General features: G+C 62.9%; 22 protein-coding genes. 14 read left to right on the forward strand and 8 right to left on the reverse strand.

All coding sequences use genetic code 11. The features are described from left to right. The first annotated feature begins 40 nt into the window (after positions 1 to 40). The 3 genes from IEX88_RS21275 to IEX88_RS21285 all read left to right on the forward strand — a co-directional run bounded on the left by IEX88_RS21275 (position 41) and on the right by IEX88_RS21285 (position 3,993). Positions 41 to 697: a 5'-methylthioadenosine/S-adenosylhomocysteine nucleosidase gene (locus IEX88_RS21275; protein ID WP_188854495.1), complete on the forward strand. Its 657-nt coding sequence runs from the start codon at positions 41 to 43 to the stop codon at positions 695 to 697. A gap of 163 nt (positions 698 to 860) precedes the next feature. Beyond that, positions 861 to 2,417 (forward strand): glutamine-hydrolyzing GMP synthase, encoded by a 1,557-nt coding sequence (gene guaA / locus IEX88_RS21280; RefSeq protein ID WP_188854496.1) that lies wholly within the window; start codon positions 861 to 863, stop codon positions 2,415 to 2,417. A gap of 319 nt (positions 2,418 to 2,736) precedes the next feature. Next, positions 2,737 to 3,993 (forward strand): tyrosine-type recombinase/integrase, encoded by a 1,257-nt coding sequence (locus tag IEX88_RS21285; protein WP_188854497.1) that lies wholly within the window; start codon positions 2,737 to 2,739, stop codon positions 3,991 to 3,993. On the opposite strand, the gene IEX88_RS21290 is transcribed toward IEX88_RS21285, so the two are convergent. Together IEX88_RS21290 and IEX88_RS21295 are read right to left on the reverse strand one after the other, a co-directional pair. Continuing rightward, positions 3,983 to 4,249 carry a helix-turn-helix transcriptional regulator gene (locus IEX88_RS21290; RefSeq protein WP_188854498.1) on the reverse strand — a complete coding sequence of 89 codons (267 nt, stop codon included), beginning with the start codon at positions 4,247 to 4,249 and terminating at the stop codon, positions 3,983 to 3,985. The genes IEX88_RS21285 and IEX88_RS21290 overlap by 11 nt on opposite strands. Before the next feature lie 234 nt (positions 4,250 to 4,483). Continuing rightward, a complete protein-coding gene (locus tag IEX88_RS21295; RefSeq protein WP_188854499.1) occupies positions 4,484 to 5,377 on the reverse strand; it encodes a LysR family transcriptional regulator in 894 nt (297 codons plus the stop codon). A gap of 227 nt (positions 5,378 to 5,604) precedes the next feature. Here IEX88_RS21295 and IEX88_RS21300 point away from each other — a divergent pair, with 227 nt between their 5' ends. From IEX88_RS21300 to IEX88_RS21315, 4 genes are all read left to right on the forward strand, one after another. After that, positions 5,605 to 6,339, forward strand: a complete 735-nt coding sequence (locus IEX88_RS21300) for an SDR family NAD(P)-dependent oxidoreductase (RefSeq protein ID WP_188854574.1) — start codon at positions 5,605 to 5,607, stop codon at positions 6,337 to 6,339. A 96-nt stretch (positions 6,340 to 6,435) separates the two neighbouring features. Next, positions 6,436 to 7,035 (forward strand): NADPH-dependent F420 reductase, encoded by a 600-nt coding sequence (locus IEX88_RS21305; protein WP_188854500.1) that lies wholly within the window; start codon positions 6,436 to 6,438, stop codon positions 7,033 to 7,035. Positions 7,036 to 7,068: 33 nt separating this feature from the next. After that, a complete protein-coding gene (locus IEX88_RS21310; protein ID WP_188854501.1) occupies positions 7,069 to 7,482 on the forward strand; it encodes a nuclear transport factor 2 family protein in 414 nt (137 codons plus the stop codon). Between the two features lie 108 nt (positions 7,483 to 7,590). After that, positions 7,591 to 8,223, forward strand: a complete 633-nt coding sequence (locus IEX88_RS21315) for a class I SAM-dependent methyltransferase (RefSeq protein ID WP_188854502.1) — start codon at positions 7,591 to 7,593, stop codon at positions 8,221 to 8,223. Positions 8,224 to 8,346: 123 nt separating this feature from the next. Here IEX88_RS21315 and IEX88_RS21320 read toward each other — a convergent pair whose 3' ends face one another. Then, the gene (locus IEX88_RS21320) at positions 8,347 to 8,898 is read right to left on the reverse strand and encodes a TetR/AcrR family transcriptional regulator (protein ID WP_188854503.1); all 552 of its coding nucleotides are present in this window, start codon (positions 8,896 to 8,898) and stop codon (positions 8,347 to 8,349) included. Positions 8,899 to 9,059: 161 nt separating this feature from the next. Between IEX88_RS21320 and IEX88_RS21325 the strand changes: the two genes are divergently transcribed. The 7 genes from IEX88_RS21325 (at position 9,060) to IEX88_RS21355 (ending at position 14,068) form a co-directional block, all read left to right on the forward strand. Continuing rightward, complete coding sequence (locus IEX88_RS21325; RefSeq protein ID WP_188854504.1) at positions 9,060 to 9,695, forward strand: NADPH-dependent F420 reductase; 636 nt, start codon at positions 9,060 to 9,062, stop codon at positions 9,693 to 9,695. Between the two features lie 51 nt (positions 9,696 to 9,746). Continuing rightward, entirely contained in the window at positions 9,747 to 10,700 is a 954-nt protein-coding gene (locus IEX88_RS21330; RefSeq protein ID WP_188854505.1) for an SDR family oxidoreductase, read from the forward strand. A 73-nt stretch (positions 10,701 to 10,773) separates the two neighbouring features. Beyond that, on the forward strand, positions 10,774 to 11,394 hold the full coding sequence (locus IEX88_RS21335) for an NADPH-dependent F420 reductase (protein WP_188854506.1): 621 nt from the start codon (positions 10,774 to 10,776) through the stop codon (positions 11,392 to 11,394). Positions 11,395 to 11,479: 85 nt separating this feature from the next. After that, on the forward strand, positions 11,480 to 11,905 hold the full coding sequence (locus IEX88_RS21340; protein WP_188854507.1) for an ester cyclase: 426 nt from the start codon (positions 11,480 to 11,482) through the stop codon (positions 11,903 to 11,905). 48 nt (positions 11,906 to 11,953) lie between these two features. Then, positions 11,954 to 12,370 carry a nuclear transport factor 2 family protein gene (locus IEX88_RS21345; RefSeq protein WP_188854508.1) on the forward strand — a complete coding sequence of 139 codons (417 nt, stop codon included), beginning with the start codon at positions 11,954 to 11,956 and terminating at the stop codon, positions 12,368 to 12,370. Positions 12,371 to 12,449: 79 nt separating this feature from the next. Next, positions 12,450 to 13,046: an NADPH-dependent FMN reductase gene (locus tag IEX88_RS21350; RefSeq protein ID WP_188854509.1), complete on the forward strand. Its 597-nt coding sequence runs from the start codon at positions 12,450 to 12,452 to the stop codon at positions 13,044 to 13,046. 110 nt (positions 13,047 to 13,156) lie between these two features. Next, the gene (locus tag IEX88_RS21355; protein ID WP_244640417.1) at positions 13,157 to 14,068 is read left to right on the forward strand and encodes a LysR family transcriptional regulator; all 912 of its coding nucleotides are present in this window, start codon (positions 13,157 to 13,159) and stop codon (positions 14,066 to 14,068) included. A 45-nt stretch (positions 14,069 to 14,113) separates the two neighbouring features. Here IEX88_RS21355 and IEX88_RS21360 read toward each other — a convergent pair whose 3' ends face one another. Genes IEX88_RS21360 through trbL form a run of 5 tightly spaced genes read right to left on the reverse strand, consistent with a single transcriptional unit; the run spans position 14,114 to position 18,650 of the window. Continuing rightward, entirely contained in the window at positions 14,114 to 14,335 is a 222-nt protein-coding gene (locus tag IEX88_RS21360; protein WP_188854510.1) for a DUF2274 domain-containing protein, read from the reverse strand. A 1-nt stretch (position 14,336) separates the two neighbouring features. Further along, complete coding sequence (locus IEX88_RS21365) at positions 14,337 to 15,560, reverse strand: TraB/TrbI/VirB10 family type IV secretion system protein (RefSeq protein WP_188854511.1); 1,224 nt, start codon at positions 15,558 to 15,560, stop codon at positions 14,337 to 14,339. Next, on the reverse strand, positions 15,557 to 16,606 hold the full coding sequence (trbG, locus tag IEX88_RS21370) for a P-type conjugative transfer protein TrbG (protein ID WP_188854512.1): 1,050 nt from the start codon (positions 16,604 to 16,606) through the stop codon (positions 15,557 to 15,559). The genes IEX88_RS21365 and trbG overlap by 4 nt, the downstream gene beginning before the upstream one ends. After that, entirely contained in the window at positions 16,603 to 17,286 is a 684-nt protein-coding gene (gene trbF / locus IEX88_RS21375) for a conjugal transfer protein TrbF (RefSeq protein WP_188854513.1), read from the reverse strand. The genes trbG and trbF overlap by 4 nt, the downstream gene beginning before the upstream one ends. Continuing rightward, positions 17,286 to 18,650 carry a P-type conjugative transfer protein TrbL gene (trbL, locus tag IEX88_RS21380; RefSeq protein ID WP_188854514.1) on the reverse strand — a complete coding sequence of 455 codons (1,365 nt, stop codon included), beginning with the start codon at positions 18,648 to 18,650 and terminating at the stop codon, positions 17,286 to 17,288. Before trbL ends, trbF begins: the two co-directional genes overlap by 1 nt. Positions 18,651 to 18,653: the final 3 nt, after the last annotated feature.

Here is an 18,653-nt window from a genome sequence, read left to right on the forward strand (position 1 = left end):
CTACCGTGCCGGCCCTGACCGTTTTGCCAAAGAGACAACGATGACCGATTTCGATCCGGCCCGGGCCGACCTGTCGACCAACCTCATCGCCGGCCGGCGCGTGCTCTTCGTCATCGCCGCGCTGCCGGAATACGGGCCGCATCTGCGCCGCCGCATCCGGCCGCTGATGACCGGCGTCGGGCCAATCGAGGCGGGCGTCGCCACCGGCATCGCGCTGCAGGCGCTGAGCCATGCCGGCCATCCGCCCGATCTCGTCGTCTCGCTCGGCTCGGCCGGCTCGCGCACGCTGGAGCAGGGCAGCGTCTACCAGGCCGCCTCGGTCTCCTGGCGCGACATCGACGCCTCGCCCCTCGGCTTTACCAAGGGTGTCACGCCCTATCTCGACCACCCCGTCCACACGCCGCTGCCGACGCCGATCCCGAGCCTCCCCGCCGTGCGCCTGTCGAGCGGCGCCGACATCGTCTCCGGCGCGGCCTACGACCTTATCGACGCCGACATGGTCGACATGGAGACCTTCGCCATCCTGCGCGCCTGCCAGCGTTTCGACCTGCCTTTGATCGGTCTGCGCGGCATTTCCGACGGCGCGGCGGACCTCCACCACTACGACGACTGGACGAGCCTCCTGCATGTCGTGGACGAGAATCTCGCCGACGCCGTCGACCGGCTGGCCGTCGCCATGGAGGCCGGCCTGATCTGACGGAAGCAACCGAGGCGACGGCCCGATCTGTCGCAGCGTCATCGCTCGCCGCAGGCCATTCCGGCGCTGCCGGAGGGGCCACTGGACGCCTTTCCCACGATTACGCAAACGCCCGCGCGTCCGGCATCTTGCCATCCAAGCGCAGCTTGCTTAAAGCCTCGCAATGACCGAACATCCCGATACTGTCCTCATCATCGATTTTGGCTCCCAGGTGACGCAGCTGATCGCGCGTCGTGTGCGCGAAGCCGGCGTCTATTCCGAGATCGTGCCCTTCCAGCTCGCCGAGGCCGCCTTCCATCGGCTGAAGCCGAAGGCGGTGATCCTTTCGGGCTCGCCGGCCTCGACCGGGGACATCGACTCGCCCCGCGCCCCGCAGGCGGTGTTCGATGCCGGCATCCCGGTGCTCGGCATCTGCTACGGCCAGATGACCATGTGCGTGCAGCTCGGCGGTCGCGCGGAAAGCTCTACCCACCGCGAATTCGGACGCGCCTTCGTCGAGATCCAGAAGGACTGCCCGCTGTTTGCCGGCATCTGGTCGGAAGGCACCCGCCACCAGGTCTGGATGAGCCATGGCGACCGCGTCATGGACATGCCGCCCGGCTTCGAGATCTTCGCCAAATCCCCAGGCGCGCCCTATGCGGTCTTCGGCGACATCGCCCGCAACTTCTACGGCCTGATGTTCCACCCGGAAGTCGTCCACACCACGGACGGTGCCCGGCTGATCCACAATTTCGTCCACAAGGTCGCCGGTCTCGGCGGCGACTGGACCATGGCCGCCTTCCGCGCCAAGGCGATCGAGGAAATCCGCGCCAAGGTCGGCTCCGGCCGGGTGATCTGCGGCCTCTCCGGCGGCGTCGATTCCTCCGTCGCGGCCGTCCTCATCCATGAGGCGATCGGTGAGCAGCTGACCTGCATCTTCGTCGACCACGGCCTGCTCCGGCAGAACGAGGCCGAGGAAGTCGTCACCATGTTCCGGGACCACTACAACATCCCGCTCGTCCACGTGGAGGCGCAGGACCTCTTCATCGACGCGCTGGAAGGCGAGGTCGACCCCGAGGTCAAGCGCAAGACCATCGGCCGCCTGTTCATCGAGACCTTCGAGGCCGAGGCCAAGAAGCTCGGCGGCGCCGATTTCCTGGCCCAGGGCACGCTCTATCCCGACGTCATCGAATCGGTTTCCTTCTCCGGCGGCCCCTCGGTGACGATCAAGTCGCACCACAACGTCGGCGGCCTGCCCGAGCGCATGAACATGCAGCTCGTCGAACCCTTGCGCGAACTGTTCAAGGACGAGGTCCGCGTGCTCGGCCGCGAACTCGGCCTGCCCGAGCATTTCGTCGGCCGCCAGCCTTTCCCGGGCCCGGGCCTCGCCATCCGCTGCCCCGGCGGCGTGACGCGTGAAAAGCTCGCCATCCTGCGCCAGGCCGACGCCGTCTATCTCGACGAGATCCGCAAGGCCGGCCTCTACGACGCCATCTGGCAGGCTTTTGCCGTGCTCTTGCCGGTGCAGACCGTCGGCGTGATGGGCGACGGGCGCACCTACGAGTTCGTCTGCGCCCTGCGCGCCGTCACCTCGGTCGACGGCATGACCGCCGACTTCTACCCCTACGACATGGAATTCCTCGGCAACACCGCGACCCGCATCATCAACGAGGTCCGCGGCATCAACCGCGTCGTCTACGACGTCACCTCGAAGCCGCCCGGCACCATCGAGTGGGAATGATTTTTACCCCTCCGGCAGTATCCGCTTGTACGCTCCGATACGCTATAACGCATTGAAATATCATAATAATGTTTCCATCATCTATCACCGTCTATCGAGGGGCAGTGCTCCGATTTGACGGTATAGCAGACGGTATGGGTCAACTTGTTCGATCGGGAATTTCTCTATACCGTCACGGCTGAGAGAGCTGATGACGGTATTATTTTTGGTATTAACAGGCTGATTCACAACGAGAATTATGCTTCCAGCATCGCCTGCTTTTGCCTGACGGTATAATCGGCGCCTCTCCCCGGTTTTCAAGACGGTTTTGGAGGCACTCATGCTTACTGACACTGCAATTAAGGCGCTGAGATCACAGAAGAAATTGTACAAGGTGAGCGATCGTGACGGTATGTACGTCGTGGTGCAGCCGTCGGGGGCGATCGTGTTCCGGTACGACTACCGCCTCAACGGACGTCGCGAGACGCTGACGCTCGGCCGATACGGCCCAGATGGCCTCTCGCTTGCCAGGGCTCGCGAGAAGCTGATCGATGCGAAGCGGGCCATTTCCGAAGGACGGTCTCCCGCTCAAGAGAAGCAGCACGACAAACGACGACTGAAGGAGGCGAAGAGGTTCGGCGAGTTCGGCGAGAAGTGGTTCCAGGAGTCGCGCATGGCCGACAGCACGCGTGCCATGCGGCGCTCGATCTACGAGCGCGACATCCTGCCAACGTTTCGAAATAGGCTTCTGACGGAGATCACGCCTGACGATCTCCGCATGATGTGCGGAAAAGTGAAGGATCGCGGTGCTCCAGCTACGGCTGTTCATGTGCGGGATATCGTGAAGCTGATCTTTGCGTTCGCGATCTTGCATGGCGAGAAGGTCGCCAACCCGGCGGATGAAGTTGGGCCCGCGTCTATCGCTACCTTCGTACCGAAGGATCGTTCGCTGTCACCCGCTGAAATCCGCGTCATGCTCGGTCAGCTCGAGCATGTACCGACCCTGCCGACTATACGGCTGGGAATGAAGCTCTTCCTTCTGACGATGGTCAGGAAAAGCGAGCTGCAGGACGCGACGTGGGATGAGGTCGATTTCGAGAACGCCGTCTGGTCGATCCCAAAGGAGCGAATGAAGCGGTCGAAGGCACACAACGTCTACCTGTCACAGCAGGCTGTCGACATCTTCATCGCGCTGAAAACTTGCGCGGGTAATTCGCGCTATGTCCTTCCTTCGCGGTACGACGCTGACGCACCGATGTCGCGGGCGACATTCAATCGGATAACGACAGCGGTCGTCGTCAGAGCGAAAAAAGAGGGGCTGCCGCTCGAACCGTTCACTGTCCATGACCTACGACGCACAGGTTCTACCCTGCTGAATGAGCTGGGCTTCAATAGTGATTGGATCGAGAAGTGCTTGGCGCATGAGGACGGAAGGTCCTCGCGTGGGGTTTACAACAAGGCGGAGTACGAGCATCAACGCCGCCATATGATGCAGGAGTGGTCGAATATGTTGGACGCCTGGGTTTTGGGTCAGAAGTATCGTCCGACGCTGCTCCCGACCACGATGGAGTTGCTTGAGTTGGAGCCTAGTGTTTGACGGGCCGCGAACGGCGCAGCCTCACGTCAGGGCTTGGAGCACGTTTGATGGCATTTGCGCGAGAGGCATGGCGACGAGCATCGAGCCAGGCTTCCACCTCTGACAAGTCCCAGACGACGCAGCGCGAGGTGAGATAGAAGCGCTGCGGGAATTCTCCTCGCTGCTCCATGTCGTAGATCGTGCTGTCGGCAAGCGGCACGATCTCTCGTAGCTGTTGCCTGCGAATTGTTCGGCGGGCATGCGGGGCGGCGCTCATTCCGTATCTCCACTTCATTTGCTCTTGCGGAGATAGAAGGCGATAGATCTTCTGCTTTGAAGCCCCCGCGTGAGCGTGTGCGGTACTATCGGGCTATGGCGTGCAAATCGGACGGATGCCTCCGAGGGCAAGCGTAGTCTAGGAGCTTAACCGACGTTCCCGCATTGACCCCGTTACTTCCTCAAACAAGCAACTGGCCGAAACGCCAAGCGTCGATGGTTGCCCTTCCGGGCGTCAGTCGCGCGATATGGACAGCCCCGCGAGAAGCGGAGCGTAAGCGGCGAGTCTGCGGGATACGAACTCGGTGAAGAGCCGCACGCGCTTCGTCTTGCGTGTCTCCCCCTGAGTGAGAAGCCAAACCGGTCCATACAGGTGTAGGTCGGTCTCTGGCACCCTCTCCAATAGGGGATCGGCATCTCCGACGAAACACGGGAGCGCCGTGATGCCGATACCTTGCCGTACGGCCGCGATCTGCGCTTCGAAATCCATGGTCGTGAACGGAGCCCCAGTTGTGCGAAGCTCGCCCTCGCGGGTCCAGTCCGGCACTCCATGGCCGCTTATAGCGATCCACCTGGGATCCGGCCCGCCCGCCCGCCACTCGGCGAGTCGATCGCCGGACATGTAGAAACCGCCGAACAGATCGGGTCCCTTTAGGCCGTGAAGATTGAGTGGCAGGGTTTCGCGGTCGTAGACGACGCGGATCGCCACGTCGGCCTCTCGGTTGGTCAGGTTTGCCAGCTCGCCGGACGACAGGATTTCCATCTCGATGCCCGGATGCAGACGCACGAACTCGGCAAAGTCGGGCATGAGCAGGTGTGCTACGAGGGGCGGCGGCAGCGTGACCCGCAGAAGCCCGCCCACGCTCTGATCGCGCCCGAAGACGCGTGTTTCCAACTGGTGCGACGATGCTTCCATCTGGTCCGCGAACTCGAGGACCTCCTCACCCGCAGCCGTCAGGCGGTAGCCTGAAGGCAGCTTTTCGAACATCTGCGCCCCGAGGCGGTCCTCGAGCTGGGCGATGCGTCGTAGCACGGTCGCGTGATTCACTCCGAGACGTTTGGCCGCCGCCCGCACTGAGCCTCCTCGCGCGGCGGCAAGAAAGTAGCGAACGTCGTCCCAGTCGATCATGGTGCATTCCCGCGCCGCGCGATGCGGCTTCCGACACTCATTCTAACATACCGAGTGAGAGTCTGCGCGATGTTCGAGGCGAACAATCGGCTATCTGGATCGTTTTCGCACCATGGATGTGCGTACTTCCGCACTGATGTTCCGGCTTCGGGGAAGCCATCTTGGGGTTCTCGGAGGACTTCCCCGTACAGCCAAAGACCCGAGATGGCGAACGAAGGATAAACTATATGACCAGACTGAATGGAAAGACCGCCGTGATCACCGGCGGCGCCACCGGCATCGGCCTCGCCGCTGCAAAGCGCTTCATAGAGGAGGGCGCTTTCGTCTTCATCTTCGGCCGCCGGCAGGATGCGCTTGACGCCGCCGTGGCCGAACTCGGGCCGAATGCCCGTGCGGTACAGGGCTCGATCTCCGATGAGGCCGACCTCGACAAGCTCTACGCGGCGGTGAAGGCCGAGCGCGGAACCCTTGACATCGTCTTCGCCAACGCCGGGGTGGGAAGCCAGCTTAAGCTCGGCGAGATCACAGCCCAGCACATCGATGAAACTTTCGACGTCAACGTGAAGGGTACGATCTTCACGGTCCAGAAGGCGCTGCCGCTGATGGGCGAAGGCGGTTCGATCATCCTGACCGGATCGAGCGCCGGCACCACGGGCGCTCCGGGATTTACGGCCTACAGCGCGAGCAAGGCGGCGGTTCGCAATCTTGCGCGCACCTGGGTGGAGGACCTGAAAAGTACCGGTATCCGGGTAAACATCCTGTCGCCCGGCGCGATCGCGACCGAACTTGCGGCCGAAGCACTCGGCGAGGAGGGCCTGAAGGCCTACGGCTCGATGACTGGGTTCCAGCGCATGGGCGAACCGGCGGAGCTCGGAGCGGCGGCTGCCTTCCTTGCTTCGGATGACAGCAGCTTCATGACCGGCAGCGAGCTCGCCGTCGACGGCGGCTTGGCCCAAATCTGATCCGCTATGTCCGGCCGCGCGCTCCATTCGACCATTTGGAGCGCCCGGCTGGTTCGGCAAAATGAGCGGAAGACCGCTTAGCAAGAGGAGCTACTTATGAGCTATTCAATTATCGGCTTCGGCAATGTCGGCAAGGCACTGGCCAAGGCGTTTGCCCGCAAGGGCATCGAAGTGTCCGTGGCAACCACCCGCGGCCCGGAAAGCTTTGCGGCCGATGCGGCCGCGATCGGGCCTACGGTCATTCCCAAGAAGCTGTCGGACGCAGTCAAGGCGGACGTCATCTTTTTGGCAGTTCGTTTCGACGCGCACCCGGATGTCGCGACGGCGCTGACGAGCTGGCAGGGCAAAATCATCGTCGACGTGACCAACGCCTACGGCGTGTCCGCTGAGGATCTCGGCGGACGGCCTTCGGCCAAGGTCGTCGCGGCGGCCTTCGCTGGCGGCAGGCTGGTCAAAGGCTTCAATCATCTGGTCGCTGCCGTCCTGGACCAGGATCCGGCCGTACATGGTGGAAGACGAGTCGTGTTCCTGGCGAGCGATGACGAAGGGGCCGCAGACGAGATTGGTGCGCTTGCGGAAAATCTCGGCTTCGCGCCGATCAAACTTGGCGGGCTTTCGGAAGGTGGACTGCTTGTGCAGGCGCACGAAAATACTTGGGGCAAACTGATCTTCAAGGATCTGGTCAAGTTCGACTGATGAGCGCGATCCGTCAGTAATGGAGAAAATGTCATGAGCACTGAGAAAAACGTCCAGACTGTAAAAGACTTCTTCGCGGCAATCGGCCGCGGCGACAAGGAAGCTCTGCTGGCACTGGCTGCCGAGGACATCGAGTGGATCATTCCGGGCGAGGATTGGCCGCTGGCCGGAACCCGCCACGGACACGCCGGGCTGGCGGACCTGCTTGAGACGGCATCCAAGTCGATAGAGACGTCTACGGAACCCCGTGAGTTCGTAGCGCAGGGGGACCGGGTCCTTGTCGTCGGCTTCGCCAGGGGAAGGATCAAAGCTACGAACAAGACGTTCCAGGACGACTGGGTCTTCGCGATCACGGTCCGGGATGGCCAGCTCACGAGCATCCGGGAGTATGTCGACACGCAGGCACTGGCCCGGGCCGCGCAGATGGACGCATCCGGATCGGCATAGCGCTGACCATCTGCGGCCATCGGGCCGGGGGTAGACGGTGGATCAACCGTGGATCGCCCCCTCGCTCGCCGCGCGCTCGTCGAAAACCCAACCGTAAAGGAGATCCCGATGTACGACCAATCCAAGCTATCCGAGTTAATTCGGTTCTCACGAATCGATGCGGGCTCGACCGTGATCGACGTTTACCCAGGCGACGGCGATTGGACGCGCCTGTTCTCCGACGTCGTGGGACCCCAAGGACGGGTTTACAGCTTCGTTCCCGCAGAAGTCGCCGATTTTAAGAACGATCCGGTGGGCCGTATGCAGACGTTTGCAAAAGAGCCGGGCCGAGAGAACGTCGAAGCCGTCACGGCAGATCTCGTGGCAATGCCGGAGGTTACGCAGCCAGCGGACGTCCTGTGGCTGCACCTGTTCTACCACGATCTCCACACCGCCCTAATCCAGAAGAAAGGTGCGACGGCAGCCAACTTCAATCGAGCCGTCTACGAGCAGCTGAAACCCGGTGGCTCCTACGTCATCGTTGATCACGCCGCTGCCGCCGGGGCGGGCATAAGCGATACCCAGTCGCTGCATCGGATCGACCCTGACTCCGTTCGCGAGGAGGTGGAGGCGGCCGGGTTTGTACTGGAAGCGGAGAGCGCCATCCTCGCCAACAATGACGATTCGCACTCAATCAAGGTCTTCGATCCCTCGATCCAGGGCGAGACCGATCGCTTCGCCTATCGGTTCGTGAAGCCCTGACAGGTCCTGCGCCGACGTTATGTCGACCTCCCCTATGGCTGCAAACAAGCCCATCGAAGACGTCGAGATAACTCTGTCACACCCGGGCAGCGGCTCAGCTAAGGTAAGATACCGGCATCCTTGCTAGGCCGACTTTGTCAGGATGGCGCTCGCGAGAATCTGAAAGAGGTGATCGGCCCGCGGCGCGAATGGCGGCAAGTCGATAAGCCACCCGAGCGCCGCCATCAGACCGAACAGGTCGTCCCCATTCATGTCGGTGCGCGCTGTACCTTCGGCCTGAGCACGAACCAATAGTCGCGCGCTCGCTGAGTGGACCGCTGCGCAAGCAGCATAAAGGGCGGAGTCTGGGTTCGTGTGAGCGGCCGCCATCATCGCGACAGCGCCCTTATGGCCTAGCGCGAACGCCACCCATTCACGAAACCACGACAAGAGCGCTTCGTCCGGTGAAGTCGATGTTTCGAGTTCGCCGGACCTCCGCGTCAGTGCGTCCAGGCTTGTACGCAGTAGTGCTTCGAACAATGCCTCTCGCGTCGGGAAATGACGCAGAAGCGTGGCCAGCCCGACCTCGGCACGGCGAGCAATATCTCGCATCGACGCCTCGGGACCATGCTCCGTCACGACCTCACGAGCGACCGCAAGGAGGTGGCTGTAATTCTTTTTTGCGTCGGCTCGCATTGACTGCCTTGTAAGTGGATCAGCGATCCATATATGTGGATCACTGAACCGTTTATAAATCGGATCACTGATCCAGTAAATAAGCGCTCACGGGCAAATGGCAACAGTGACGCTGCCCGCAACGCGAAACGAGAGATCATGGGATCCCAAGGAAGACGAACATGAGCACAATCAGCATCATCGGATCGGGCGGCATGGCCGCTGCGATCGGCGGCCTTGCCGCCAAGGCGGGACACACCGTCGAGGTGATAGCTCGCGATCCCGCCAAGGCTCAGGCGTTGGCCGAGCAATTCGGAGCGGGGGCGACCACGGGGACGTTCCTTGCCGCTCCAGCCGGGGACATCGTCCTACTGGCGGTTCCATACTCCGCCGTTCTCGACGTAGTGAGGCAGTACGGTGAAGCGCTGGCAGCTAAGCTTCTCATCGATATTACCAATCCCGTCGCCCCCGACCTGACGAGCTTTGTCACTCCCGAGAACAGTTTCGGCGCGCAGGAGATCGCGAAGGCGACCTCTGCGGATGCGCACGTCGTCAAGGCGTTCAACACGCACTTCTCTCACGTTCTGGCCGCCGGTCCGGTCGAGGGCCGCCCGTTGGACGTGTTCCTCGCCGGGGACGACGCGCGGGCAAAGGCACGCGTCGCTGCGTTCGTTGAGAGTCTTGGGCTGCGTCCCCTGGACACCGGCCCGCTGCTCATGGCGCGGACGCTGGAGCACATGTGCCTGCTGTCGCTCGGCCTCATGACCCACTCCGTCAAGCACACCAATTTCGCAATCGGCGTCAGCCTTCTCCGCTGAGCCGAGCTGCAGCAGCACTTCTCGCATCACATCATCACAAGGAGCAGTAACATGCACGTATTCGTCACAGGCGGGACCGGCCACATCGGTTCCTACATTATCCCCGAACTCATCGCCGCAGGCCACGAAGTCACCGGCTTGGCCCGTTCAGACGCGTCAGCTGACGCGGTCTTCGCCCTGGGCGCCAAGGTGCGTCGCGGCGATATCACCGACCTCGAAGCGCTCAAGGCGGCGGCTTCGGAAGCCGATGGCGTGATTCACGTCGCGCATCGGCAGGATCTGCTCCCCACCGGCGGGCTCGACGCGGTGGCCGCGGCCGAACTGCAGATCATGCTGGCCTACGGCGAGGCGCTGGCCGGAACTGGAAAGCCGCTGGTAGTGTCCGCCAGCATCGGCTCGCCCGGGTGGGAAAAGCTGGGCCGGCCGGCCACAGAGGAAGACCCCGCCCTGCCCGGCGGCGACGCACACAAGGGCACCCTGCGGGTTCGCAACGACGTCGAACTCGCCGTGATCGGCTTGGCGGAGCGGGGCGTACGGTCTTCGATCATTCGGATCCCTCCGATCGCGCACAGCACGACCGACGCCGGCTTCCTCCAAGTGCTGATTGGGCTCGCCAAGGAGAAGGGCGTCATCGGTTACCCTGGAGACGGCGCAAACGTCTGGCCCGCCGTTCATGCGCGTGACCTCGCAACCCTGTTCCGCCTGGCGCTGGAGAAGAGTCCGGCCGGCAAAACCTGGCACGGGGTCGAGGGCGACAGCATCCCGTTCCGTGAGATCGCCGAGGCCATTGGCCGGCATATGGGCGTGCCCGCCGTGCCCATTCCCGTGGACGTTCTGATGCTGCCGGGCTTCTTCGGCTTTCTCGCCAACCTGGTCACGCTGGATTTGCCAGCGTCCAACGCCATCACCCGCGAGACGCTGGGCTGGGAACCCACCCATCCAGGTCTGCTGCAGGACCTCGACAACGGTCACTACTTCCCGGCGCCCAATAACGTGATCGCGTGACCTGTCCGACCGACGGACGGGGAGCCCCGTCCAGAGACCAACTGAACAACTGTCATTCAACAGGAGACTGAACATGAGCACTATCAGCATCATCGGCGCGGGGAGCATGGCCACGGCCATCGCGACCCGGACCGCCAAGGCCGGACACATCGTCGAAGTTATTAGCCGCGATCCCACCAAGTCACAGGCGCTCGCCGACCAACTCCCGGGCGGGGCGACCACCGGGACCTACGGCGCCGCGCCGACGGGCGACATCGTTATCCTCGCGGTCCCGTACAGCGGGGCCGCGTCGGCGGTCGCCGACTTCGGGAAGGCACTCGGGGGAAAGGTGATCATCGACGTCGCCAACCCGGTGAACGCCGATCTCTCGGGCCTCGTCACGCCAGCCGGAAGTTCCGGTGCGCAGGAGACCGCCAAGGGCCTTCCCGCCGACGCGCAAATCGTGAAGGCCTTCAACACGATCTTTGGGCACATCCTTGCCAAGGGCGGAAACGTCGACGCGTTCATCGCAGCGGACGATGCGGAGGCGAAAGCACGCGTCTCCACCTTCCTCGAAAGTCTCGGACTGCGTCCGCTCGATGTGGGCGGCCTGCAGATGGCTCAGACGCTCGAGGCGCTCGGCCTGATGATGATCGGCCTGGCCAAGAACGGCGCCGGCTCTTGGGACATCGCCATGAAGGTCGACATCGGCTGATCTCACTGGCCCTGCGGCGTTGTCGCAGGGCCACGATCCGCCCCAAGCATTTCGCCCGAAAAACGAACCGCGGAAGGTATTGAATATGCCGAATAACGAGCAAATCGTTCAGGAACTCTATGCCGCTGCAGAGGGGCACGGAACAGATCCCGCGAAATTTGTCTCCATGTTCTCCGAGAATGGATACATGCGCGACATGCCATCAGGCACAGAGTTTCGCGGCGAAGCCATCGGTAAATCGATTGCCGGGTTCGTAAGCGCGTTTCCTGACGTCCACCGAGAGGTGTTGACCACTTGCGTCGCGGAGAACGTCGTCGTTGTCGAGCTCACGATTCAAGGAACCCATACGGGCGAACTGGCGCTGCCCTCTGGCGCTCTGGCTCCCACGGGCAAGACAATAGACGTCCCCTGCTGCGATGTTTTCTACCTTGAGAATGGCAAGGTCACAGCCTTCCATTGCTACAAGATAGATTCCGTCATGCTTCAACAGCTCGGTGTCGGCACTGAATGATTTACCAGCGCCATCCGATCAGCTGTAAAAGTACATGGAGATATTCCGATGAGCATTGAAGAGAACGTCCAGACCGTGAAGGACTTTTTTGCGGCAATGGGCGGCAGCGACAGACAGGCCCTGCTCGCACTGGTTGCCGACGATATCGAGTGGATCATTCCCGGCGAGAACTGGCCGCTGGCGGGCACGCACCGCGGGCATAATGGACTGGCCGATCTGCTTCAGACGGCTTCGGAAGAGGTGGAGACCTCGACCATGGAGTTCCACGAATATGTAGCACAGGGGGATCGGGTTCTGGTGGTCGGCTTCGCCGAAGGGAAGATCAAAGCCACCAACAAAGCTTGGAAGGACGACTGGATCTTCGCCATCACCGTTCGAAACGGCAAACTGACCAACATCCGGGAGTATGTCGACACACAAGCGCTGGCGCGGGCCTCGGAAAAAGATGCCGGACAAAACTCCTAGGCCGCCGAACCCCACACCACGCGAGACCGCTCCTCCAGGCAGCGACAGGCTGCATCCGAAATGAAAGCATGAGGTAATCATGACCAAGAAACCCCGCATCGCCATTGTGATTGGCTCTACCCGGCCCGGTCGGTATGCCGACAAGGCCGCTGGCTGGATGCTGAAGCAGGCACAGGCCCGTGACGACATCGAGGCCGAGCTTCTCGACCTGCTCGATCATCCGCTACCGTTTTTTGATGAGAAGGGCCCGCTTATCTCGGCGCCCAGCGAGAACCCCGCGGCATTGCGCTGGCAGGAGGCGCTTGCCCGGTATGACGGTTTCATCTTCGTGGTGGCCGAATATAATCACTCGATCACCGGTGTGCTGAAGAACGCGCTCGATCAAGCGTATCAGGAGTGGGGAGGGAAGCCGTTCACTGCCATCGGTTACGGCGGCACCGGAGCAGCGCGCGCGGTCGAGCATCTACGCCTCATCGCGATCGCGCTGCGAATGGTCTCGACAGCGGCCTCCGTCCACATTGGCGGCGCCGACTTTATGTCGACCTCCCCCATGGGTGCGGACAAGCCCATTGAAGATATCGAAGCAAGCCTGCTCGGTGCCACGAAGTCTTCTTTGGATGAGCTCGTCCGGTGGGCCCACGCGACGATGGCGGCGAAGGCAGCCGAAGCATCATAGCGACGCGAGGCAACTGATGCCGGTGCCGCATCCGGCATAACGATGTCCCGATCGAACTTGCCTTCAACGACAAGGGCGGCCGCCAATGCAGGATTCTCCAGAAAGGTTTGATGGTGCCGGACATCGCGTTTGACTTGCGCTATTTGCGCTACGCAATTCTTGCAGCTGAGCACGGTAGTTTTCGGCGCGCTGCGGAAATACTCTCGGTGTCTCAGTCGACAGTTAGCCGGCGTATCCAAATACTGGAACGGCGTATTGGTATCGCCTTGTTTGATCGGCATAGGTCGGGCGCCCGCGTAACCTTGGCTGGCGAACGCTTCCTTGACGAAGCGGCGATCGGCGCAAAGCACCTTCACCAAGCTGTAGATACAGTCACTCGGGCAAAACGCGGCTCGGTAGGAGTGCTTCGGGTCGGATTGACGGCCTGCCTTGCAAACAGCTTTTTAGCCGCAATATTTGCAGCTTATCGTAGTCGCTTTCCTGCTATCGAAGTGACTTTCGAGGAGGGAACCTCCCAATTAATCGCAGGCGCGCTGCTCAACGGGCGACTCGACGTTGCCTTTATGCTTGCAGGTCCACAGCTACTGGGCTGCCGATCTGAAGGGCTATGGGAGGAGGCAATCTATTTAGCGGTTCCTGCTTCCCACGCGGTTGCTTCCTTGCCTCGGTTCACTTGGAATGATGTGCGCCAAGAGACCTTCCTCGTGATGGCAGATGCAAGAGGTCCCGAGATAGAAGACTATCTGGTGCGGCAACTATCAGGCTCCGAAATCCGCCCGAAAATCTCCGTTCAGCACGTCGGTTGCGAAAATCTGCTGAGTATGGTCGCGCAAGGTTTTGGAATTGCCGTTGCCACGAACTCGGTTGGTGACATGACTTATCCTGGTGTTCGTTTCGTACCAATCGCCGACCGCGAGGACAGGTTCTCATTCAGCGCCGTCTGGTCCGAGGCGAATCAGAATCCAGCGCTCAAATTCTTGATAGACATGAGTCTTGGGCGACGCGTGAAGGCGAAGGGCTGAGATAAGCAACGGATCAATGTTCGGGTTCTGACGTTTTAAGCCAAGTCACAAGGATTGGCGGCGCGCCTTCGCAAAGGCGCGGTCGGTGGCGATGAACCGCTGGACCATCGGCGCAATGAGCTTCGCGGGATCGGCTACCGGTTGCCCCGTTTCCCGCGCCAGCACCTCCGCATAGGCAACCAGATCTCGATGTAGTGGCGCGGGCAATTCGACCGTCACCTTGATTGGCTTGTCATCGGCAATTGCGCCGAGCTTCAGCTTCGTCACCTCATCCTCCATAGGGTTCGAGAACCAAATCCCGCGTCACGATCACACGCACCGGGAAGCCCGGCCTGATCGTCAGCGTCGGCGCGATGTTGAGCTGGCGACGGACGATCTGCTGCCCGGCATCATTGATCGTATCCTGTCCGCCGTTGCGGATCGCGCTGATCAGGCGGTCATCGTCGTTGGTCGCAAGCTCGGCGCCGACGCTGAGCAGCGTTGAGAGACCGGCGGCCTTGGCCAGATCCCACCAGTGATAGTCGACGCCATCCTGAAGGCCGGCAAATCCTTCAGCGTCGGCGCCAGGCTGACGCTCGAGTACAATGGACCGGCCATTCGGCAGGATCAGCCGGTTCCAAACCAGAAGCACGCGACTCTGCCCGAACTGCACATTGTTGTCGTACTGCCCGATGACGCGCGTGCCCTGCGGTACGAGCAAGATACGACCGGTCGGACTGTCATAGATATTTTCGGTAACCTGCGCCGTGATCTGTCCTGGCAAATCCGATCGGATCCCGGTGATCAGCGCGGCGGAAATCACCGCCCCTGCCTGAAGGATATTCGGCGACGCCGGCCCGACGATGCGATCGGGCGCGACGGTGCGCCGATCGGCAGCGGCATTTAGGAAGGCGTTCTGCCGATCTTGCGCCGTCGGCGTCGCGGGTGGCGGAGCCAGGCCAAGGCTGGTGAGATCCGGTATCGCTTGAGCGCCGGGCGTCGCCTGGGACGGCGTCGCAGCGGACGTCCGGGTTTCAGTGCTCGCGAACAGCCGGGCCGTGCGTGATGCCTCCAGTTCCTGAATGCGGCGCTGCTCTTCCGGGCTGAGACCGGGGTTCGGGGTGGCCATGCCGGGTGTCGGCACGGGCTGGCCACGATTCTGCGCTCCGAGGATCGGGCGACCGAGGTCGCCGGGAAGCGGCGGGCCGAGCTGGGGCACGCCACTATAATCACGCGGCAGACCGGCGATCCCGTCTGCCGTCGTGCGGTTCTCGGTCGAGTAGAGTTCCTCATTGGGCCGACCGGCATCGCGGGTCTGAAGCGCATAGATGAGCGCACCGCCGATCCCGACGCTGGCGACCAGGCCGAGACCCGCCAGCACCTTTCGCGACAGCCGCGTAACGCGCGGCGCCTCCGCGCGCAGCCGCATCGGCACCGGCCCGGCGGCCTCGCCGGTCAGCGGCTGGGCCTCCTCATCCGGCCCTTCCTCTTTCCGGGACTCGCTCTCGCTCACGACGCCGGCCTCCCATCGGTACGCACGATGCGGACGCGCTTCTGGTGATCGCCGGAGCCGAAGCGCAGTTCGGCGGCGGCAAAGAGCCGATCGACGATCATATGATGGCCGCGCACGCGGTAGTTCACGAGCTCCGAGGTGTTGCCCTCGGGACCGACCACGAAGAGGGGCGGCATCTCGCCCTGACCGATCCCGCGCGGGAATTCGATGAAGACCTGGCGGCCATCGTCGAAGGCGCGCAGCGGACGCCATGGTGCGCGGTCACCGTCGATTGCGTAGCGGAAGTTGACGTTGGCTAGGTCGACGCCGGATGCGACCGGTTGTGCGGCCTCGGCTTGGCTGTTCTGGCGGCGAAGCGCGATGAGCTGATCCTGCGGATACTGCCACGAGACGGAGGCCATGTAGGTCCGCTCGGTCGAGCGCAGCTCCATATGGTAGGTGCGCAGGTTGGTGTTGATGACGAGATTGGTCATCAGGTCCGGCCGGGTCGGCTTCACCAGGATGTGGACCTGCAAGGTTGGCCCGGTGCCGCTCTGCGTGTCGCCGATGATCCAGCGCACCGTGTCGCCGGCCGCGACCGGTCCGGAGCCGACGAGCTGCTCGCCCGGCTGCAACGCGATGTCGGTGATCTGCCCGACTGCGGTATAGACCTGATAAAGCGCGCCGCCCGTATAGGGATAGACCTGCATGGCGTTGATGAAGCCGTTGCGCACCGGCTGGATGCGCGCGGCGGCATTGGCCTGGTTGACGCGCGCCGTCGGATCGGTCGGCTCCGGCGTCGCTCGGGACGGCTCGACGCGCTGCATCTGGCCGGGCAACGGGAGCGGTCGCGGGATTTCGACCACGGTGACCGGCGCCGGCGGATCGACGGTCTGCACGGCCGGAGCAGCGGCGTCGTAGGAAATTTCCGGCGGCGGAGTGCTGGTGGCGCAGCCGGCCAGCGCGGTTGTCGCCAGCAGGACCATGGGGAATGCGGCTCTGCGGAAAGCCGAGACTACGGATGTATGTGAAGCCGGGTTTCCGGCTTTACGGAAAGACGGCTTCATTGACCAAGCTCCCGTGACCAGTTGATGGCGTTGACGTAGATGCCGAGCGGGTTCGCCCTGAGCCGGTCGGCGTTGCGTGGAATCTGGACGACGATCGTCAGGATCGCGGTCCAGCGGGTGGTCTCGGCAAGCTGGCCGTTCTCATAACGGCGCTCGACCCAGGCGACGCGGAAGCTGTCGGGCGATGCTCGAATGACGCTGGAGACGTCGACGGCGACCTGCTGGTGTCCAACCTTCGTGAACGGGTCATTGGAGCGTGCATAGTCGTTGAGCGCCATGGCGCCGCGATCCGTCGTGAAGTCGTAGGCGCGCAGCCAGTTTTGCCGGACGATGATGGCGTCGGCGGGGATCGAGCGGACCTGCTCGATGAAGCGCGCCAAGTGAAACGCGATCTGCGGATCGGTCGCACGATAATCAGCAACGGCGGGCGCTACGGCTTGCGCCTGACCCAGACGGTCGACTTGGACGACCCAGGGCACAATCGTGCCACGCGCGGATTGCCAAACCAGAGCGGCGGCGAAGCCGGCGGAGAGGGTCAGCGAGCCGAACGCCATCGTCCGCCAGTTCTTCGCTTGGACGCGCGAGGCGCCGATGCGCTCGTCCCAGACCTGCGCGGCGCGCTGATAGGGCGTCTCGGGTTCGGGGGCTTTGCCATAGTGAGTAGAGGGTCGTTTGAACATCAGCGGTCGCTTTCGGAGAGATTGACGGAGGAACCGCCGCTATGGGCGTCGCCGGAGCGCACGGCGTGGGCAGTCGCCTGGACGGCGTGGGTCATGCGTTGGGAGCGGCGCATGCGTTGCGCCCATGCGGGCGGCCCGCCTGCAGCTGTCGACGAGGCTGAGCCACCGCCGTCGCCGGCTGCGTCGCCACCGACCGATCCCATTGTCGAGGAGCCTCCGGTGGCTTCGAACGCGGCCTTCTCGCCGGCATTGAAGCTCGAGCGCATGCTCTCGGCGGCGTGTGAGGCGGCACGCCGCAGCGGCGAGACCGCTGCGCTGCCGCCGGCCCGGGCGACGCCGCCGAGGCCGGATGCAACGCCCGCAGCGCCAGATTGCCCGGCGGAGCCAAGGCTATAGGCGGTGGAGGCGCCGCCAGCGACGGCGGCTCCACCGCGCGCTGCGGCCGCCGTGCCACCGGCAAGGGCAGCGCCGCCAGAGGCGACAGCGCCGACTGCGCCGACGCCGGCGGCAACCATGCCGCCTGCCGCCATACCCGTTCCGACCGCAGCGCCGGCGCTGAGTTGGGGGCCGCCGGAGACGATGCCGCTGGCGATGCCGGGGCCGAAGATGCCGAGGCCGAGGAGCGACAGCGCGGCGAGCACGATCGCCATCGCCTCGTCGATGGTTGGCGTTGCGCCGCCGAAGCCGGCGGTGAACTCTGAAAAGAGCGTCGAGCCGATGCCGATGATAACGGCGAGCACCAGGACCTTGATGCCGGAGGAGATGACGTTGCCGAGCACACGCTCAGCCATGAAGGCCGATTTGCCGAACAGGCCGAATGGGATCAGCACGAAGCCGGCGAGCGTGGTCAGCTTGAATTCGATCAGGGTGACGAAGAGCTGGATGGCGAGGATGAAGAAGGCGAGAAGCACCAGCGCCCAGGCCAGGAACATGCAGGCGATCTGGATGAAGTTCTCGAAGAACGACCAATAGCCCATCAGCCCGGAGATCGACTCCAAGAGCGGCCGCCCGGCGTCGAGTCCGGTCTGCGCCACTTTGCCGGGGCGCAGGAGATCGGCCGTGGTGAAGCTGGTGCCGCTGGCTTTCAAGCCGAGGCCGGCGAAGCTCTCGAAGACGATACGCGCCAGGTTGTTCCAGTTGCCGATGATGTAAGCGAACACCCCTACGAACAGGGTTTTCTTGACCAGACGCGCCAGAATGTCGTCGTCGGCGCCCCAGGACCAGAACAGCGCCGCGAGCGTCACGTCGATGACGATCAAAGTGGTGGCGATGAAGGCGACTTCGCCGCTGAGCAGGCCGAACCCGCTGTCGATGTAGCGGGTGAAGACCTCAAGGAAATGGTCGATGACGCCTGTGCCGCCCATGAT

This window comes from Aureimonas glaciei (assembly GCF_014643375.1).
GTDB classification, from domain to species: Bacteria; Pseudomonadota; Alphaproteobacteria; order Rhizobiales; family Rhizobiaceae; genus Plantimonas; species Plantimonas glaciei.

What these genes read in the sequence shown, in the direction of transcription:
- IEX88_RS21275 (WP_188854495.1), top strand. Translation starts at nt 41, where the DNA reads ATGACCGATTTCGATCCGGCCCGGGCCGACCTGTCGACCAACCTCATC.
- guaA (WP_188854496.1), top strand. Translation starts at nt 861, where the DNA reads ATGACCGAACATCCCGATACTGTCCTCATCATCGATTTTGGCTCCCAG.
- IEX88_RS21285 (WP_188854497.1), top strand. Translation starts at nt 2,737, where the DNA reads ATGCTTACTGACACTGCAATTAAGGCGCTGAGATCACAGAAGAAATTG.
- IEX88_RS21290 (WP_188854498.1), bottom strand. Translation starts at nt 4,249, where the DNA reads ATGAGCGCCGCCCCGCATGCCCGCCGAACAATTCGCAGGCAACAGCTA.
- IEX88_RS21295 (WP_188854499.1), bottom strand. Translation starts at nt 5,377, where the DNA reads ATGATCGACTGGGACGACGTTCGCTACTTTCTTGCCGCCGCGCGAGGA.
- IEX88_RS21300 (WP_188854574.1), top strand. Translation starts at nt 5,605, where the DNA reads ATGACCAGACTGAATGGAAAGACCGCCGTGATCACCGGCGGCGCCACC.
- IEX88_RS21305 (WP_188854500.1), top strand. Translation starts at nt 6,436, where the DNA reads ATGAGCTATTCAATTATCGGCTTCGGCAATGTCGGCAAGGCACTGGCC.
- IEX88_RS21310 (WP_188854501.1), top strand. Translation starts at nt 7,069, where the DNA reads ATGAGCACTGAGAAAAACGTCCAGACTGTAAAAGACTTCTTCGCGGCA.
- IEX88_RS21315 (WP_188854502.1), top strand. Translation starts at nt 7,591, where the DNA reads ATGTACGACCAATCCAAGCTATCCGAGTTAATTCGGTTCTCACGAATC.
- IEX88_RS21320 (WP_188854503.1), bottom strand. Translation starts at nt 8,898, where the DNA reads ATGCGAGCCGACGCAAAAAAGAATTACAGCCACCTCCTTGCGGTCGCT.
- IEX88_RS21325 (WP_188854504.1), top strand. Translation starts at nt 9,060, where the DNA reads ATGAGCACAATCAGCATCATCGGATCGGGCGGCATGGCCGCTGCGATC.
- IEX88_RS21330 (WP_188854505.1), top strand. Translation starts at nt 9,747, where the DNA reads ATGCACGTATTCGTCACAGGCGGGACCGGCCACATCGGTTCCTACATT.
- IEX88_RS21335 (WP_188854506.1), top strand. Translation starts at nt 10,774, where the DNA reads ATGAGCACTATCAGCATCATCGGCGCGGGGAGCATGGCCACGGCCATC.
- IEX88_RS21340 (WP_188854507.1), top strand. Translation starts at nt 11,480, where the DNA reads ATGCCGAATAACGAGCAAATCGTTCAGGAACTCTATGCCGCTGCAGAG.
- IEX88_RS21345 (WP_188854508.1), top strand. Translation starts at nt 11,954, where the DNA reads ATGAGCATTGAAGAGAACGTCCAGACCGTGAAGGACTTTTTTGCGGCA.
- IEX88_RS21350 (WP_188854509.1), top strand. Translation starts at nt 12,450, where the DNA reads ATGACCAAGAAACCCCGCATCGCCATTGTGATTGGCTCTACCCGGCCC.
- IEX88_RS21355 (WP_244640417.1), top strand. Translation starts at nt 13,157, where the DNA reads ATGGTGCCGGACATCGCGTTTGACTTGCGCTATTTGCGCTACGCAATT.
- trbG (WP_188854512.1), bottom strand. Translation starts at nt 16,606, where the DNA reads ATGAAGCCGTCTTTCCGTAAAGCCGGAAACCCGGCTTCACATACATCC.
- trbF (WP_188854513.1), bottom strand. Translation starts at nt 17,286, where the DNA reads ATGTTCAAACGACCCTCTACTCACTATGGCAAAGCCCCCGAACCCGAG.
- trbL (WP_188854514.1), bottom strand. Translation starts at nt 18,650, where the DNA reads ATGGGCGGCACAGGCGTCATCGACCATTTCCTTGAGGTCTTCACCCGC.